Origin of the sequence: Natrononativus amylolyticus (assembly GCF_024362525.1) — an archaeon.
Classification (GTDB): Archaea; Halobacteriota; Halobacteria; order Halobacteriales; family Natrialbaceae; genus Natrononativus; species Natrononativus amylolyticus.
The window spans coordinates 1400151-1414047 of sequence record NZ_CP101458.1; the positions used below are offsets into that span (position 1 = coordinate 1400151).

General features: G+C 67.7%; 15 protein-coding genes. 12 read left to right on the plus strand and 3 right to left on the minus strand.

The features are described from left to right. Positions 1 to 25 precede the first annotated feature (25 nt). The 5 genes from NMQ11_RS07375 (at position 26) to NMQ11_RS07395 (ending at position 4267) form a co-directional block, all read left to right on the plus strand. On the plus strand, positions 26 to 1159 hold the full coding sequence (locus tag NMQ11_RS07375; RefSeq protein WP_255170757.1) for a PGF-CTERM-anchored ABC transporter substrate-binding protein: 1134 nt from the start codon (positions 26 to 28) through the stop codon (positions 1157 to 1159). Positions 1160 to 1239: 80 nt separating this feature from the next. Next, positions 1240 to 1521, plus strand: coding sequence for a signal recognition particle subunit SRP19 (gene srp19 / locus NMQ11_RS07380; RefSeq protein WP_255170758.1), 282 nt, complete (start codon positions 1240 to 1242; stop codon positions 1519 to 1521). 2 nt (positions 1522 to 1523) lie between these two features. Further along, positions 1524 to 1751: an H/ACA ribonucleoprotein complex subunit GAR1 gene (locus tag NMQ11_RS07385; RefSeq protein WP_255170872.1), complete on the plus strand. Its 228-nt coding sequence runs from the start codon at positions 1524 to 1526 to the stop codon at positions 1749 to 1751. 433 nt (positions 1752 to 2184) lie between these two features. Continuing rightward, entirely contained in the window at positions 2185 to 3156 is a 972-nt protein-coding gene (locus NMQ11_RS07390) for a presenilin family intramembrane aspartyl protease PSH (RefSeq protein ID WP_255170759.1), read from the plus strand. Between the two features lie 112 nt (positions 3157 to 3268). Next, entirely contained in the window at positions 3269 to 4267 is a 999-nt protein-coding gene (locus tag NMQ11_RS07395; RefSeq protein ID WP_255170760.1) for a DUF7972 family membrane protein, read from the plus strand. 41 nt (positions 4268 to 4308) lie between these two features. On the opposite strand, the gene NMQ11_RS07400 is transcribed toward NMQ11_RS07395, so the two are convergent. The 3 genes from NMQ11_RS07400 to NMQ11_RS07410 form a co-directional block, all read right to left on the minus strand. Next, positions 4309 to 4953 (minus strand): DUF6517 family protein, encoded by a 645-nt coding sequence (locus NMQ11_RS07400; RefSeq protein ID WP_255170761.1) that lies wholly within the window; start codon positions 4951 to 4953, stop codon positions 4309 to 4311. Positions 4954 to 5018: 65 nt separating this feature from the next. Continuing rightward, on the minus strand, positions 5019 to 6536 hold the full coding sequence (gene cysS, locus NMQ11_RS07405) for a cysteine--tRNA ligase (RefSeq protein ID WP_255170762.1): 1518 nt from the start codon (positions 6534 to 6536) through the stop codon (positions 5019 to 5021). A gap of 26 nt (positions 6537 to 6562) precedes the next feature. Beyond that, a complete protein-coding gene (locus NMQ11_RS07410; protein ID WP_255170763.1) occupies positions 6563 to 7078 on the minus strand; it encodes a DUF7523 family protein in 516 nt (171 codons plus the stop codon). A 220-nt stretch (positions 7079 to 7298) separates the two neighbouring features. Between NMQ11_RS07410 and NMQ11_RS07415 the strand changes: the two genes are divergently transcribed. The 7 genes from NMQ11_RS07415 to NMQ11_RS07445 all read left to right on the plus strand — a co-directional run bounded on the left by NMQ11_RS07415 (position 7299) and on the right by NMQ11_RS07445 (position 13847). Beyond that, positions 7299 to 7544, plus strand: coding sequence for a BolA family protein (locus NMQ11_RS07415; protein ID WP_255170764.1), 246 nt, complete (start codon positions 7299 to 7301; stop codon positions 7542 to 7544). Positions 7545 to 7715: 171 nt separating this feature from the next. Beyond that, positions 7716 to 8177: a PH domain-containing protein gene (locus NMQ11_RS07420; RefSeq protein WP_255170765.1), complete on the plus strand. Its 462-nt coding sequence runs from the start codon at positions 7716 to 7718 to the stop codon at positions 8175 to 8177. Continuing rightward, positions 8174 to 9850, plus strand: coding sequence for a PH domain-containing protein (locus NMQ11_RS07425; RefSeq protein ID WP_255170766.1), 1677 nt, complete (start codon positions 8174 to 8176; stop codon positions 9848 to 9850). The genes NMQ11_RS07420 and NMQ11_RS07425 overlap by 4 nt, the downstream gene beginning before the upstream one ends. Positions 9851 to 9870: 20 nt before the next feature. Then, complete coding sequence (locus NMQ11_RS07430; protein ID WP_255170767.1) at positions 9871 to 11280, plus strand: class II fumarate hydratase; 1410 nt, start codon at positions 9871 to 9873, stop codon at positions 11278 to 11280. A gap of 215 nt (positions 11281 to 11495) precedes the next feature. Then, positions 11496 to 11729, plus strand: coding sequence for an HVO_2901 family zinc finger protein (locus NMQ11_RS07435; protein WP_255170768.1), 234 nt, complete (start codon positions 11496 to 11498; stop codon positions 11727 to 11729). 76 nt (positions 11730 to 11805) lie between these two features. Beyond that, positions 11806 to 12294, plus strand: coding sequence for a PH domain-containing protein (locus NMQ11_RS07440; RefSeq protein WP_255170769.1), 489 nt, complete (start codon positions 11806 to 11808; stop codon positions 12292 to 12294). Beyond that, positions 12291 to 13847, plus strand: a complete 1557-nt coding sequence (locus tag NMQ11_RS07445; RefSeq protein ID WP_255170770.1) for a PH domain-containing protein — start codon at positions 12291 to 12293, stop codon at positions 13845 to 13847. The genes NMQ11_RS07440 and NMQ11_RS07445 overlap by 4 nt, the downstream gene beginning before the upstream one ends. Positions 13848 to 13897: the final 50 nt, after the last annotated feature.

Genomic DNA, 13897 nt, shown 5'->3' on the forward strand with positions numbered 1-13897 from the left:
TGGAGTGTGACGCACGGTTCGACTGATGCGAACTTTACTGATCGTACTTGTTGCGACGCTCACCGCACTCGCGATGGTCGCACCCGCGGCCGCCGCCCCCGCCGGTCAGGCGGCCGTCCAGGACGACGCGACGTGTGAGTACCCGCTCGAGCTACCCGACGCCTCGGGCGAGGAGATCACCCTCGAAGACGAACCGGAAGCGGTCGTCGCGCTGTACCCCGGTGACGCGCGCCTCGCGTACGACATCGGCGCCGAGGAGGCCGTCGTCGGGATGCCGATCGGCGAGTACACCGACGCTCTCGACGCGGGCGACCGAACCGACATCAGCCAGGACGACGGGACGACCCCCGACATCGAGACGATCGTCGACCTCGAGCCCGACGTCGTGCTGGCCGCGGACATCGTCCTTACCCAGGAGGGGCTGCTCGAGCAGCTCCGCGACGCCGGACTCACCGTCTACGTCTTCGACACCGCGACGACGCTCGACGACGTGAAAGAGAACGCCCACGTCGCGGGGCAGCTCACCGGCGAGTGCGAGAGCGCGGCCGACACGGTCGACCGGATGGACGAGCGCCTGGCGGCGATCGACGACGCCCTCGAGGACGAGGATCGCCCGCTCGCCTTCTACGAGATGGGCGAGGGGTACACGGCCGGTGCCGGCAGCTTCCAGCACGACGTGCTGACGACCGCTGGCGTCGAGAACCTCGGCGAGCGGGCCGGCATCGAGGGCTGGGGCCAGGCGAGCGAGGAGGTCGTCCTCGAGGAGGATCCCGAGTGGATCATCTACCCCGACCACGGGGCGGAGCCCGACTTGGCCGAGAGCGCGCAGTCGACGACCGCCTACGAGGAGGACAACCTCCTCGGCATCGACGGTAACACGATGAGTCAGGGCGGACCGAGCGTGATCGAGGTCGTCGAAACGATCGTCGAGGCGGTCCACCCCGAGGCGCACGCGGAGCTCGAAGCGGCCGACGACGGCTCTGACGATACGAGCGCCGATGATGTCGACGAGGGGGCAGACGATACTGCGACCGACGCCGACGCTGGCGACGACCCCGCGGACGATGCGGCTGACGACGACTCGATCCCCGGCTTCGGCGTTCCCGTCGCCGTCGCCGCCGTGGTCGCCCTGCTCGGGTTCGTCGTCCGCCGACGGTAGCGACCGCGGGGTCGAACGGAGCGACGCGACCGCGGCCCGTTTTGAAAAGCGTTTACTCGCCCGCCCACACAGCACACCTCATGGTCGAGAACGTCATCTGGCCCGCCTATCTCGATGCGGCGCTCTCGCGAGCCGACGGGCGGCGGGTTCCCGAGGAGCTGGCAGTCGAAGAGCCGACGGTGGACGAGATCGCGAAGGCCGTCCAGCAGATCGGCTACGACGCCGTGGTCGAACGCGACAAGGCTTACTCTCGAGAGTCCTGGCTCCAGCGCGGGCGGGTCGTCGTCCGCGGCGCCGAGGACTCGACGAAGAACGACCTCGTCCAGGCGGTGGCGGCCTACGTCGTCGCGATGCGCGAATGAGTATGCGCCGCGTCGGTCATGTCACGCGGACGGCCCAAGGGCTCGCGATCCTTCGGGCGCCGGACGACGACGTGGTCGACATCGGGACGATGGTGCTGAACGATTCGCTCGAGACCGTCGGCCGCGTCGTCGACGTCTTCGGCCCGGTCGAGCGGCCGTACCTCGCGGTGACGCCCGAGGATAGCGTTCACACGCCCGCGCTCGTGGGGTCGACGCTGTACGCACGATAACGCTGTACGCGACCGGGCGGAGACGGGAAACGAAACCGGTCGCTGAACGGAATCGGTACGAAAATTCCGTTCACGTAGACCATAGCTGAATATCACGTTCAGTACAGGTGAAGTAGGTATCGTGTAGTCCGAACTCCATCAGAGCTATATCTTTCAACGTAGAATGACGAACTGTGATTGAAATACTCGTACTTATTTTAGTAGTTATTGCGGCAGTAGCCGTTTTTTTCAATTCCTGTCTGGGGAACGTATTGGGCATCAAAGAGGCACGATAATGACCGTTTTCTTGAACGTTTGATTGACCGCTGAAGATTGAACCGATGGTCCATTCGCAGCCACACTTTGCAACCCAGTTCACTGAAGTCAGGACGCACCCGTATGACAGCGCCTCGAGACGGAAACACCAATACGGCAGGCACGCGAAGCCGGCGGCATGAACGATCGCGCGCGGGTTCTCGCCGCCGTCGGGGTGACGGTGCTGTTGTTTCTCGGGGTTCAACTGGGTGCGCTGGCGCTGATCGAGCCGTTTCACGACGCCGACCGCCAGGCCGTCGAGAACCCCGAGGACCCGACGAACAGCGTGGTCTACTTCGTGGCGATTCTCCTCGCGACGGGCTTTATGCTCGCCGCGTTCAAGTACGACGTCCAGTGGCTCATCCGCGGGCTGATCATCGGGGTGAGCGTGTTTCTGGCGTGGTTCGTCTTCGCCGAGATCCTGCCGCCGCTGATCGTCGTCGGCGGACTGAACGCCCTCGCGCTCGGGGGCGCCCTGCTCGTCGGTCTCGGGCTGCTCGTCTATCCGGAGTGGTACGTCATCGACACCGCCGGGGTGGTGATGGGCGCCGGCGCGGCCGGCCTGTTCGGCATCAGCTTCGGGCTCCTCCCCGCGCTCGTCCTGCTGGTGGTGCTCGCCGTCTACGACGCCATCAGCGTCTACAAGACCAAGCACATGCTCAGCCTCGCCGAGGGCGTCATGGACCTCAAGATCCCGGTCGTCCTCGTGGTTCCGACGACGCTCTCTTACTCCTACCTCGAGGCGATGGACGCCGACCCCGACGCCGAACGCGAGGGCGGGATCGAATCGCCGGAGGACGCCGGCCTCGAGGGTGGACAGCGCGACGCCCTGTTCATCGGCCTCGGCGACGCGGTGATCCCGACGATCCTCGTCGCCAGCGCCGCCTACTTCGTCGACGCGGGAACGCTCGACGTTCCCGGCATCGTCCTCAACGTCCCGGCCCTCGGCGCGCTGCTGGGAACGATCGCCGGCCTGCTCGTCCTGATGCACATGGTCCTCAAGGGACGCCCGCACGCGGGGCTGCCGCTGCTCAACGGCGGTGCGATCGCCGGCTACCTGCTCGGGGCGCTCGCCAGCGGCGTCTCGCTGACCGGCGCGATCGGCCTGTAACCGGGCTCGAGTCACTTCGGAACCGGTCGAGACGCCGCCAGGTCTCGTCCGGCATTGGTCGCGCGGCGGTCGACGGTGGAAGCTTCAGGGGGCTGCTCCGTGTGCGAAGACTATGCGATCCGAGCGGACCGGCTGGCGTCACGCGGCGTTCCGGTGGGTGGTAATCGACGGCAACCGGCTGATCGTCGCCGGCGCGTTGCTCGGCGCGATACTGCTGGTGTTGGGCGCCCTGCTCGCCGTAAACCTGTTCCCTCGAGAGCCCGGTGAGCCGCTGTATCTGCTGATAAGCGCGTTCCTGGGCGGGAACCTCACGCTCATCACGGTGGTCATCGCGATCAACCAGCTGGTGTTCTCGCGGGAACTCGGCTCGCCGGGAAGCCTCGAGCAGCGAACCCGAAACGCCGTCGAGTACCGCGATCAGGTCCAGGAGGTGATGGATCAGGCGGTGAGCCCGGTGATGCCGGGGTCGTTCCTGCTCGTGCTTCACGAGAACCTCGGAAAGCGAGCCCAGGCGCTGCGAGAGACGATCACGGACCCCGCCGGAGACGAGTTCTCCGCGGCGGTCGACGAACTCGTCGGCGCGCTCCGCGAAGACGTTCGAACCGTCACGACGGCGCTCGACACCGCCGGTGCGGACGAACAGATCTTCGGTGCGATCGCCGCGACGCTGGGGACGACGCAGGCCGAACAGCTGTACGATCTCTCGCGGGTCGAAATCGAGTACGACGACCGACTCTCCGACGATCAGCGCGATCTGTTCGCGTCGATCCGCGAGCACCTGCTCCACATCGACGTCGCTCGGAAGTACTTCCGGACGGTCTACATCACCAAAGAGCTCTCTTTTCTCTCGCGGGTGCTCCTGATCGTCGGCCTGCCGGCGCAGTTCTTCCTCGCGGCGACGCTCGCGGTGTACGACCTCGCGGCGATCGAGGCGCTGGCGCCGCTTACGATCGTCGGGGCGACGCTCGTCGCGATGGTCGCCTGCTTCGCGCCGCTTTCGATCCTGGCGTCGTTCGTCCTCCGGCTCTCGTGGGTCGCCCAGCGAAACGCGACCGTCATGCCGTTCGCCGCCTCGGAGAAGGACTACACGCTGTTCTCGAGCGAAGAGTGAGACGCCGGAAATCGTCACGCCGCGACCCTCGGACGATCGTCTCAGTCGTCGTGCTCGAGGCCGCCGATCATCGCGTCGACCCGCTCGTCCTCGTCGGGGAGGTCGGCGGGATAGACGCCGACGATGACGAAGTGGTCGCCACCGTGGTCGGGCTGGGCGATGTCCAGCAGGATGTCCAGTTCTGCGTCCGACAGGAGCGTCGCCGACCCCTCGTGGGTTTCGACGGAGACGGACTGACCGAGGCCGCTGACGGCGCGCTTGCCGAGCAGCCGGTCGATCGAGAGCCCGTCGTACTGGTCCTGGACGAGTTCGACGATCTGTTCGCTGTCCATCTCGGCGAGCGGGTTGAACTGCTGGTCCGCGACGCTAACCCGCGGGGAGGTGATGACGGAGAAGACGCCCGCCTCGAGCTCGCCGAGGCCGGGGACGTCGACCGAACGGGTGTACTCGGTGAGGTAGTTCGTCACTTCGACGGTTTCGCCGGCGAACTCCTCAGACTCTTCGATCGAGGTGGTCTCCTGGTGGGTGTAACCGGCGTCGCTCGCGACCTCGTCGTCGACGGTCGCCGGGGACGCAGAAAACGTCGTCGCCTCCTCGAGGTAATCCTCGAGCGCCGCAGTCACACAGCCCGCCGTGAGGGCGAGACCGGTCGCGCTGGCTCCGGCAAGGTACGCTCGTCGTCGCATGTCTCTCACTAGCTACACACCGAACGATAAAACTCGTGATGATTCTCACCGCGTGGCAGATCGGTTCAGCGACCCGAGGGCAGCCGGTGGGTCGGCCCCTCGTCGGTGTCCTGTATCTCGACGCCCAGCGCCTCGAGTTCGTCCCGAAGCTCGTCCGCCCGCTCGTAGTTTCCGGCCGCTCGCTCGCGCTCGCGCACCTCGAGGACGAGGTCGACGACGTCGCCCGCCAGTTCGGCCTCTCCCTCGGTGTCGCCGCCGAAGGAAAGTCCCAGGACGCCGCCGAGTTCCTCGAGCGTGTCGACCGCGCGTCTGAGCCCGCGGTAGTCGTACGCGGGGCGGTCGGTTCCCGTCCCGTCTGCGCTCTCGAGGTGCCGGTTGATCGCCGTCGCGACCGAGAGCAGCGCCGACTGCGCCTCCCGCGTGTTGAAATCGTCGTTCATCGCCGCCGCGAACGCCGCTCGCGCGTCGTCGACAGCCCCGCGAAGCGCCACGTCGTCGACCTTCGTGCCGGCGGCCGGCGAGTCGACGGCCGCGACGGCGGCCTCGTGGGCGCGCTCGAGGCGGTCCCACCGCTCCTCGGCTTCGGCGATCGTCTCGTCGCTGTACAGCTGTGCGCTGTTGTACGACCCCGCCGTGAGGAAGGTCCTGAGGACGTTCGTCCCCCATCGCTCGACGGCCTCCTCGACGGTGACGAAGTTGCCCAGGCTCGAGGACATCTTCTCCTCGCCCATCTGGAACAGCTCGCAGTGGAGCCAGTAGTTCGCAAAGCGCCGTCCGGTCGCGGCCTCCGACTGGGCGACCTCGTTTTCGTGGTGTGGAAAGACGAGGTCGCGGCCGCCGACGTGGACGTCGAGGGTCTCGCCGAGGTGGGTCATGCTCATCGCCGAGCACTCGATGTGCCAGCCCGGACGGCCCTCGCCCCACGGTGAGTCCCACGTGAGCGCGGTTTCGCAGGCGCGGTCGGCCGGCGCCGCGCCCTCGTGGCGGTGCTCCTCGATCGCCGACGGGTCGACCCCGTCTGCCTTCCAGAGCGCGAAGTCGGCCGGGTTGCGCTTCTCGGAGCGCTCGTCGGGGTCGCCCTGGGATTCGATCTCCTCGAGGTTCTGGTTCGACAGCTTGCCGTACTCGGGGAAGGCGGTGACGTCGAAGTAGACCGAGCCGTTCGACTCGTAGGCGTACCCCTTCTCGAGCAGCGTCTCGATCAGGTCGATTATCTCGGGGGCGTGTTCGGAGACTCGCGGGTAGACCTCCGCCCGGAGGAGGTTGAGCGCGCGCATGTCCGCGAGCGTGCGGGCGACGTAGGTTTCGGCGACTGCCGCCTCGTCGCCGCCGAGGTCGTCCTCGCCGACGCGGGCGACGATCTTCTCGTTGACGTCGGTGAAGTTCTCGACGTGACGGACGCCGTAGCCCTCGTGGGCGAGCCAGCGGTGCATCACGTCGACGTGGACCCACGAGCGGGCGTGGCCGAGGTGGGGCGGATCCGAAACCGTCAGACCACAGTAGTAGAGGAGAACGTTCTCTGGATCCTGTGGCTCGAACGGCTCCTTCTCGCCCGTCAACGTGTTCGTCACGTGCAGGGTCATTACCCCACCCTACCCCCGGCCGAAAGTTAAACCGTGTGATGGCTCGCTACGGCGTCCTCGAGGACGCCGCCGGCGAGGCCACGCTCGACGGCCCGGACCGCGTTGGCCCCGGCGAGGCGCTCGACGACGACCACCAGCGAGTCGGCGCCGACCCCCGCGGCGGCGACGTCGATGTCGGCGAGATCGAGCGAACCGAGGACGTCCGCGAGCGCCGCCGCCTCGAGGTCGCCGGTCGCGAGAATGCCCGTGTAGCCGCCGCCGGTGGCGCCGAAGGCGGCGTCCCCGACGACGAGCAGCGCGTCCTCGGTCTCCGACACCGGCTCGAGTCCGCTCTGCATCGTCACCCGTGCGTCCCTGGCCGGGGGCTCGTAGGCCGGCAACTCGTCGGCGTACCGCCGGAGCGCCGTCGCGACCGCGTCGGGATCGCCGTCGACCTCGAGAAACCGGGCGGCGGCGGTGTAGTTCACGACCCCCGCCCGGAGTGCGGCGACGAGAAACGGGTGGGAATCGGCGGCGCGGCGGGTCTCGGCGGCGAGTGACATACCGCCGAGAGTGTGAGGAACCGACATAAATTCGGGGGTCGGTTCACAGGGAGTGACACTGTCGGACAGAACGCGGCGAGAAGTCGGTCGCGGGTCGTCGCTGTCGTCGCGGAGACTGCCACACTCGAGCGGCCGCCCTTCGAGTCGTGTTGTCCGACAGCCTGAGAACCGGCCGCGGCGGACCGCGGCGTTTTTGCCTCGAGCACTCGAGTCGGTTCGTATGGATCCCGAAGCCGTCGAGCGACTCATCGAGGAGGGTATCGAGGGAGCGAGCGCGGACGTCTCCCGCGCCCGCGGTAAGCACGACGACGACCACCTGGCGGCGACCGTCGTCTCGCCCACCTTCGAGGGCGTTCCCCTGGTCGTCCAGCACCAGCAGGTGTACGACGCCCTCGGCGAGCACATGACGACCGACATTCACGCCCTCGAGCTGTCGACGTACACGCCCGAGGAGTACGAGGAGTGAGACGGTCTGCTGTCCCGAGTACCGAGTTCTCGGTACACCCGCAGGGCGGCCCGCGGCGTGCGCCGGAACTGCCGTACAGGAGTCCGGCTGACGGGACGAGCGTGGCCCGTCGACGTCGAGTTCGGACGACGGAACCGCACCTTTTTCCTCCGCTCCTGAGACGGATCTGATATGGAATCGCTACATCCGCGCATCCGGCTGCTCTGGATCGCACAGGCGGTGCTCGCCGCGGTCGTTCTCGGCGTCGTGCTGGCGGCGCTCGACCGGTGGGTCGTCGCCGTCCCCGCGGCGGCGCAGGCGGGCGTCGGCCTCGCCGTCGTGATTCTGGGCGCCGTTTACGCGGTCCGGCTCTACCAGCTCTGGCGCTTCGAACTGCAGGACGACGCCCTCTACCTCGAGCGCGGCGTCGTCACCTTCGTCGAAACGTCGGTGCCGTTCGTTCGGGTTCAACACGTCGACACCCAGTTCGGACCGGTCGAGCGGGCCCTCGGGCTCTCGAGCGTCGTCGTCTACACGGCGGGCTCGCGAAACGCCGACGTCCGCGTGCCGGGGCTAACGCCGAAACGCGCACGAGCCCTCCAGGATACGCTCAGGGAACTCGCCGTCGAGAGCGAGGCCGACGACGCGGTATGAGCGGGAACCGGCTCCACCCGCTGTCGGCCGTGGTGAACGCGCTCGGGTACGCCATCCAGATCGGCGGGATCCTGTTCTTCCTCGTGATGATCCTCTCGGGGATCACCGGGGTCGTCGATTCGGCGTGGACGACCGTCGTGTTTCCGGTCGGCCTCGTTCTCGGGGCCGCGTACGGACTCGCGTACTACTACCGCTTCGAGTACGAACTCACCGGAGACACGTTCGACGTCGCCTCCGGGGTGTTCTCCCGGCGCGATCGGGAGATTCCGTTTCGTCGGATTCAGAACGTCGACGTCCGCCAGGGAGTCTTTCACCGGCTGTTCGGCCTCGCGGTCGTCTCGATCGAAACCGCCGGCGGCGGGGACACCGAAGCCGCACTCCGGTTCGTCTCCCAGTCCGAAGCGACCCGCTTACAGCGCGAAATCCGGCGACGAACCGCCGAAAAAGCGGCCCGCGACGACCGGGGAGCGGCTGACGCGAACGCCGAACCGACGGCCGAGACGGAGGCACCCTCGCGCGACGGCCTCGACGACGTCTTCGAGACCGATCGTGGGGCGTCCGGACGGCCCCCCGCCACGCTCGAGTCGACGACGCCGACGTCGGGGGTGTCTCCGGGGACCGATCGGCCGACGCTGCTGTTCGACCTCCGGTCACGGGAGCTGCTCCTGTACGCGTTCACCACGTTCCGGCCGGCGGCCGCCGCCGGGCTGGTGTTCTTCGCGTTCCTGTTTACCGACCCGCTGCTCGAGTACCTCCTCGCCGTCTCCCAGCCGGTCGGCGGTCCGGCGGACCTCGAGACGGGGACGACGGGGAACTACGCGGTGTTCACTGCGATCTCCTTTCTCAACGCGGTGGGCGTCACCTACCTCTTCAGCGTCATCTACTCCTTCGGGGCGTACTACGGCTTCCGGCTGGGGCGGGCCGGCGAGGACTTCGTCTACGAGCGCGGGCTACTCCAGCGCTACAGCGGGAGCATCCCCGCCGAGAAGGTGCAGTCGGTGACGGTGACGGACAACCCGCTCCAGCGGCTGATCGGCTACGCCGGCCTCTGGGTCGAGACGGCGGGCTACGGCCCCGAGAGCAGCGGCGGCAGCCAGTCGGCGGTCCCCCTCGCGCGGAGCGGACGGGCGTACCGCTTCGCAGAGCGGCTCATGGACGTCGAAACGCCCCGGTTCCGGAGCCCGCCGACGCTCGCTCGACGGCGCTACCTCGGTCGGTACTCGATCCTCGCCGGCGCCGTCGTCGCGCTCGCGTTCGCGCTCTCGACGGTGACCGCACTCGAGCGGTGGTACCTCGCGAGCGTCGTCTTCCTCGCGGTGGCGCCGGCGGCCCACCTGCGCTACGTCAACCTGGGGTACTACGTCGGCGACGATCACCTGGTGATCCGTCGGGGGTTCTGGCGCCGGCGGACGACGGTGATCCCCTACTACCGGCTCCAGACCGTGTCGACGCGGCGGTCGATCTTCCAGCGCCGGCTGGGGCTCGCGTCGGTGGTCGTCGACACCGCGAGTTCGCGCACGCTGTTCTGGACGACGCCGACAATTTACGACGTCGACCTCGAGACCGCGAGAGCCGTCCACGGCGACGCCCGCGGCAGTCTCCAGGAGACGATGGCCGAGCGGCGACGGGGTGCCGACGGCGACGGCGGCGGGGTTTCGGTGGCTTTTACCTGACCGGCCGTGACCCCACGCCTATGGCAGACGAGTTCCGCACCGAATCGGACAGCTTGGGCGAGATGCAGGTGCCCGCCGACGCCTACTGGGGGGCCCAGACCCAGCGCGCCGTCGAGAACTTCCCCATCTCGGGGATCACGTTCGGCCGCCGGTTCGTCCGGGCGCTCGGCGTCGTAAAAAAGGCCGCCGCGCAGGCCAACCGCGACCTGGATCTCGTCGCCGCCGAGGAGGCGGAGGCGATCATCGAGGCCGCAGACGAGGTCATCGCCGGGAAACACGACGACCAGTTCCCCGTCGATGTCTTCCAGACGGGCTCGGGCACCTCCTCGAACATGAACGCCAACGAGGTCATCGCCAACCGCGCCGCAGAGATCTACGGCGCCGAGGTCGGCGAGCGAGCGATCCACCCCAACGACCACGTCAACTTCGGCCAGTCGTCGAACGACGTGATCCCGACGGCGATGCACGTCGCGAGCCTCGAGGCGATCGAGAAGGACGTCATTCCGGCCCTCGACACCCTCCGGGGCGCGCTCGAGGAGAAAGAGGCGGAGTTCGACGACGTCGTGAAGACCGGACGAACCCACCTCCAGGACGCGACTCCGGTGACGCTCGGCCAGGAGTTCGGCGGCTACCGCACCCAGGTCGAGAAGGGGCTCGCCCGCGTCGACAAGGTGCGCGAACACCTCGCGGAGCTCGCGCTGGGCGGCACCGCGGTCGGCACCGGCCTCAACACTCACCCCGAGTTCCCCGGCCGCGCCGCCGAGTACATCACCAAGGAGACCGGCGTCCAGTTCCGCGAGGCCGACGACCACTTCGAGGCCCAGGCGGCCCACGACGCCATGTCGGAGGCCCATGGCGCCCTGCGCGTGGTGGCGGGCTCGCTCAACAAGATCGCCAACGACCTCCGTCTGCTCGCCTCCGGCCCGCGAAACGGCCTCGGCGAGCTCGAACAGCCCGAGAACCAGCCCGGCTCCTCGATCATGCCCGGCAAGATCAACCCCGTCGTCGCCGAAGCGGTCAACCAGATCCACAAGCAGGTGATCGGCAACGACGCGGCGGTTTCGGCGGCCGCCGCCGACGGCCAGCTCGACCTCAACCTCTACAAACCAGTGCTGGCACACAACTTCCTCGAGTCCGCCGAGATCATCGCGAACGGGAGTGCGGTGTTCGCAGAGCGCTTCGTCCGCCCGCTCGAGGCCAATCGCGACCACTGCGAGCGACAGGTCGAACAGTCGATGGCGCTCGCCACCTCGCTGAACGTCCACATCGGCTACGACAAGGCCAGCGAGGTCGCGAAGACGGCGCTCAAGGAGGCCAAGACGGTTCGGGAGGTCGCCCTCGAGAAGGGGTATCTCACCGAGGCGGAGGCCGACGAGGTGCTCGATCCCGTCAAGATGACCGAACGCGGCATTCTCGGGCGGGAAGAGTAGTCGGACTCGGCCCTCGCCAGACCACCACGAACGCACCCTGTCGCCGTCGATCTGACAGCATCCGTAGGACTCGAGCCGGCGTACTCCGTTCTCTCGAACAGTCTTTTGTTCGTAGACGTCGACCGTAAACCGGTCGATAGGGGCCGTATCACCGGAGATATCGGCGGAATAAAAGAACCCAAGCAGTTTTGACGGATGATCGCGTGGGTTGAACCATGTACACCTGTCGTAGCTGCAACCAGTCGTTTCAGACTGAGCTTGCACTCGAGTTACACCGGGACACGTGCAAGGACGGGCAACTGATCTGTCGGGTCTGCGGCGACCGCTTCCGGGAGCGGGAGGCGACCCGCGACGGCTGGCACTATGCCTGCCCCAGCGACGACTGTGACGGCGAGGGGCTGACCGAGGATCTCGTCGACCTCCGCGAGGTCCGGACGGCGACGCACTGACTCGACGGACGGGTCGAAACCCACACGCGGCACCGCAATCCGATCTTTTATTCTCGCGCCTTCCGTCTCGAGCGACATGGAACGGCTCAACCCGCGAGTTCGCGTCGTCTGGTTGCTCGTCGCCGGTCTCCGCGCGGCGATGCTCGGGGGGCTTCTCGTGGGTGGTGCGGCGACGGTGTACCTGACCGGTATCTGGGAGAACGCCCCGCAGCTGCTCGTCTGGGGCGCCCTCGGCGTCGCCGTCGCGCTGGGGATCGTCCGGCTCGCAATCGCGTGGCGGCGCTACGGCGTCTGGCGGTTCGAAGTCCAGGACGACGCCCTCTACATCGAGCGCGGCGTCTTCACCCGCGTCAAGACCGTCGTCCCCTACGTTCGGGTCCAGCACGTCGACACCCGGCGGGCGCCGCTCGAGCGGGCGGTTGATCTGGCGACCGTCGTGGTCTACACGGCGGGCTCGCGAAGCGCCGACGTCGCGATTCCGGGGCTGACGCCCGAGCGAGCGGAGGAACTTCGCGAGGAACTCCGTCGGCTCGCGATCGAGAGCGAGGGTGAGGACGCGGTATGAGCACGCTTCACCCCGCGTCGGTTCCCTACCGATCGATCTCGCGCAGCATCAATACGGGATTTCTGTTCTTTCTGGTCGGCGTGTTCGCTTCGCCCGGCGGCGCGGGTACGAACATCCTGGTCATCGGCGGGATGGTCGCCGTCGGGATCGCACTCGGCGTCGTCTACGAGATCGCCTACTACAAGCGGTTTCGCTACGAGCTCACGGGCGACACGTTCGACGTCGCCTCGGGCGTGCTCTCCCGGCGCGACCGGGAGGTTCCGCTCAGACGGATCCAGAACGTCGACGTGGGCCAGAACGTCCTCCAGCGGGCGCTCGGCATCGCCGCGGTCGACGTCGAAACCGCCGGCGGCGGCCAGACTGAAGTCACTCTCAGATACGTCGGCGAGGACGAGGCGCGGCGCCTCCAGCGGCGGCTCCGACGCGGGGAGGCGACGGACGAGGCCGAGGGCGACGCCGAAGACGAGGACGAGGAGCTGCTGTTCGAGCTCCAGCGCAACGAACTGGCCGTCCTGAGCGTGTTCACGATCGACCCCGGCGCGAGCTTGCTCGGGGGGATCTTGCTGTCGTTCGCCAGCGGGTTCGATCCCTCGACGCTGATCCCGATCGACGTCCTCGAGAGCGACCTCCCCGGAACGGGACTGATCGCCATCGCCTGGGCGCTTCTCCTGTTCGCGCTCGCGGCGTGGGTGCTCAGCGCGGCGCTGACGTTCAGCCGGTACTACGGCTTCCGACTCACGCGCGTCGACGACGAACTGCACTACGAGCGCGGGTTGCTCCAGCGCTACAGCGGAACGATCCCGCTCGACAAGGTCCAGACGCTCACCATCAAGGAGTCGGTTCCCTACCGGTGGGTCGGCTACGGCTCGCTCGCGGTCGAAACCGCTGGCTACGCCCCGGGCCAGTCCGGCTCTCGAGGCGCCGAGTCGGCGGTTCCAATCGCCGCACGCGACCGGGTCTTCGCGCTCGCCCGGTCGCTCGAGCCCTTCGGCGAGACGGATCTCGAGACGCCGCCGGCGCGGGCTCGCGAGCGGTACGCCGTCCGGTACGTCGCCGTCCTGTGTCTGATCATGGGCGTCGGGTACGTTCTCGCGGCGACTACCGCCGTCGTGCAGGACTGGTACGCGTTCGCCGTCCTCCTGTTCGCCGTCCCCCTCGCGGCCCATCTGAAGTGGCGAAACCGCGGCTATCACACCGGCGATCAGTACCTCACGACTCGCACCGGGTTCTGGCGTCGCACGACGAAGGTCGTCCCCTACTACCGCGTCCAGTCGGTGATCTACCACCAGACGGTCTTTCAACGCCGTCGCCGGCTCGCCAGCGTGACCGCCGACACCGCGAGTTCGGCCTCGTTTTTCGGCCGGGCGGCGACGGCGTACGACGTCGACGCAGAGGACGCCCTCGAGCTACAGCGAACCGTCGAGGCGCGGCTCCAGCAACGACTCCAGGAGCGAAAGCGCCAGCGAACGGTCGGCCGCTGGTTCGAAGAGGTGGCCAGCGAGGACGATAGAGACGATCCGGGGGTCGGCCGCTCCTCCGAGGACTCCACGTAGCTGCTCTTCTAACCGACGGACCCACGTGGACGACGCAGTCTCATCCCCGT